Raw genomic sequence first — 674 nt, 5'->3', positions numbered from 1 at the left:
GGCACCCGCACCAGCTCCGGCACCCGCACCAGCTCCGGCACCCGCCCCAGCTCCGGCACCCGCTCCAGCACCGGCACCCGCCCCGGCACCAGCGCCCGCTCCAGCACCGGCGCCGACACCTACGCCTGTGCCGGACCTGCCCAATGCGACGCGGCCGTTCCTCGAGGTGCCGCCCGTCCCGGTCCGCGTTCGGACGCCCCCAACGGTCGATATCGTCGAAGGCGGCGTGACCTATCCGGTGCCCGAGCGTCCGGGGACCGTCATCGTCGAAACGCCCGACTCGCCGCGGCCGGTGCAGCCTGTACAACCGTTGTTCGTGCAGCCGACGCCACCGACGCCGATCGCGCCGGTCGTCCCGGTCTATCCACGCAAGCAGGCGCGCCACTAGGATGACCGGCACCCAAAGGCGACGAGTGGATTGGCGAGTCCGCCTCGGACTGCTCGCCCTTGCAGTCTCAGGCGCGTCGCCGGTGGCGGCGCGGCCTGTCGCCGACACCGCGACCGTCGCGCCGTTCAAGGGCGAAACGATTTCCGCCGACGCGCGCGACACGGCGAACTGGGTGACCGCCTCGCACGACAATCATGCGCTGCCGTTCGTCGTCATCGACAAGGTGAATGCAAAGGTGTTCGCGTTCGACGGCGCCGGCATCCTGCGCGGTGCGGCGCCCGCGTTG

At 71.7% G+C, this 674-nt stretch carries 1 protein-coding gene and 1 pseudogene; both read left to right on the top strand.

The features are described from left to right. The first annotated feature begins 127 nt into the window (after positions 1-127). Positions 128-388 carry a hypothetical protein gene (locus ASE88_RS19545; protein WP_055872583.1) on the top strand — a complete coding sequence of 87 codons (261 nt, stop codon included), beginning with the start codon at positions 128-130 and terminating at the stop codon, positions 386-388. 25 nt (positions 389-413) lie between these two features. Then, positions 414-674: pseudogene (locus ASE88_RS19130) on the top strand (L,D-transpeptidase); the annotation flags it as partial.

It is taken from the genome of Sphingomonas sp. Leaf38, from assembly GCF_001421825.1.
GTDB lineage: Bacteria > Pseudomonadota > Alphaproteobacteria > Sphingomonadales > Sphingomonadaceae > Sphingomonas.
This window is presented reverse-complemented; position numbering and strand designations above follow the sequence as displayed.